Below are 2,252 nucleotides of genomic sequence, written 5' to 3'. Positions count from 1 at the left end.
CAGTTGCGTGGGCAGGCCCAGCGTGACGCGGCGGCCGTCGATTTCAATGGCCGTGCGCAGCAGGCTGCTGTCGGGCTGGGGTTCGGCGCGCACCGCCGCCGCCAGGGTGTTGGAAAAATCGGTCTCGATCCAGCGCGTGTGCACCTTGAAGCCGTCATCGCCCCGGAAGTCGGGGTGCTCCATCACGGCGCGGTGAAACGGCAGCACCGAGGCCACGCCTTCGATGCGGAACTCGCGCAGCGCGCGGCGCGCGCGCGCCATCGCCTGCTCGCGCGTGGCGCCGGTGACGATGAGCTTGGCCATCAGCGAGTCGAATGTGCCCGGCACCACCGAGCCGGACTGCACGCCCGTGTCCAGGCGCACACCGGGGCCTGAGGGCGGATCGAAGTGCTGCACCGGGCCCGGCGTGGGCAAAAAGCCCCGGCCCACGTCCTCGGCGTTGATGCGGAATTCGATGGAGTGGCCCAGCGGCGCGGGCGTCTGCGTGATCGACAGCGGCAGGCCGTCGGCCACGCGCAGTTGTTCGACCACCAGGTCCACGCCCGTGGTTTGCTCGGTCACGGGGTGCTCGACCTGCAGTCGGGTGTTGACTTCAAGGAACGAGATCGCACCGCTGCCGCTCAGCAGAAACTCCACCGTGCCTGCGCTCACATAGCCGGCCGCCGCGCAGATGTCGCGCGCCGCGCTGTGGATGCGAGCACGCTGCGCGTCGCTGAGGAACGGCGCGGGGGCCTCCTCGACCAGCTTCTGGTTGCGCCGCTGCAGCGAGCAGTCGCGCGTGCCCAGCACCACCACGTTGCCATGGGTGTCGGCCAGCACCTGGGCCTCAATATGGCGGGGCTTGTCGAGGAACTGTTCGACGAAGCATTCGCCGCGTCCGAAGGCCGTCACGGCCTCGCGCACCGCAGAGGCGTAAAGCTCCTCGACTTCGTCCATGCGCCAGGCGATCTTCATGCCGCGTCCGCCGCCGCCGAAAGCCGCCTTGATGATGATCGGCAGGCCATGCTGTTCGGCAAAGGCCAACACTTCGCTCGCGTCCTTGACCGGATCGGGCGTGCCCGCCACCAGGGGCGCACCCACCTGCAGCGCGATCTTGCGCGCCTCGACCTTGTCGCCCAGCTTGGCGATGGTGGAGGGCGAGGGCCCGATCCAGCGCAGGCCGGCGTCGATCACCGCCCGGGCGAAGGCTTCGCTTTCCGACAAAAAGCCGTAGCCCGGGTGCACGGCATCGGCACCGCTCTTGCGGGCGATCTCCAGCAGCTTCTCGATGTGCAGGTAGGTGTCGGCCGGACGGTCGCCGTCCAGGCCGTAAGCCTCGTCGGCCATGCGCGCATGCAGGGCATCGATGTCGGTGTTGGCGTAGACGGCCACGGACTTCACGCCGTAGTCGGCGCAGGCGCGGGCGATGCGGACGGCGATCTCGCCACGGTTGGCAATCAGGACTTTTTGCATATCAACTTTTCGGCTTTCTTGTCAGTACAGGGTGGCGAGATCGCCGTTGCCTGCTGCGCAGCCACGGCCATTTGCAGAAGCGCCCGCTGCGCGATCGCTTTCGCCACGGTTGGCAATCAGGACTTTTTGCATATCAACTTTTCGGCTTTCTTGTCAGTACAGGGTGGCGAGATCGCCGTTGCCTGCTGTGCAGCCACGGCCATTTGCAGAAGTGCCCGCTGCGCGGTTGCTTTCGCCGCGGTTGGCAATCAGGACTTTTTGCATGTCGGGTCTGGGGGGGCGGTGCGGAGCCAGCGCCTTCAGGCGGGTGCCTGGGCCGTCAGCTCCGCAAAGGTGCGGATGGGGTTGAAGCGCACCCAGGCGCCCACGGGGATCTGGCCCGCGCGGTCCAGGTGGTGGGGGGCGACGGCGCCGATCACCGGGTAACCGCCGGTGAGCGGATGGTCGGCGAGGAACAGCACGGGTTGACCGCTGGGCGGCACTTGCAGCGCGCCGAGGGCCGTGCCTTCGCTGGGCAGTTCGCCGGCCATCGCGCGTTCCAGCGGAACGTCGCCGGCCAGGCGCAGGCCCACGCGGTTGGACTGGGGGGTGACCTGCCAGCGCTGCGCCGCAAAGCGCTCCACGGCCTCGGCCGTGAACCAGTCGGTGCGCGGGCCCATCACCACGTCGAGCACCACATCCTGCTGCTGCGTGGGCAGGTCGACCGGTGCCAGTTCGGGCGTGCCGACGACAGCGCCCGCGTGCACGGGCTTGATGCCCAGCACATCGCCCGCCGCCAGCGGCGCCGGACCCACATGCGC

1 protein-coding gene and 1 pseudogene are annotated in these 2,252 nt (G+C 68.7%); both read right to left on the bottom strand.

The genetic code is table 11. The features are described from left to right. The coding region (locus ACDELDRAFT_RS21525) for an acetyl-CoA carboxylase biotin carboxylase subunit (RefSeq protein ID WP_005800509.1) at nucleotides 1-1,452 on the bottom strand (1,452 nt) is incomplete at its 3' end. A 299-nt stretch (nucleotides 1,453-1,751) separates the two neighbouring features. After that, nucleotides 1,752-2,252 (bottom strand): annotated as a pseudogene (locus tag ACDELDRAFT_RS21520) (allophanate hydrolase); the annotation flags it as partial.

The sequence above is a fragment of the Acidovorax delafieldii 2AN genome (assembly GCF_000175235.1).
Lineage (GTDB): Bacteria > Pseudomonadota > Gammaproteobacteria > Burkholderiales > Burkholderiaceae_C > Acidovorax > Acidovorax delafieldii_B.
This window is presented reverse-complemented; position numbering and strand designations above follow the sequence as displayed.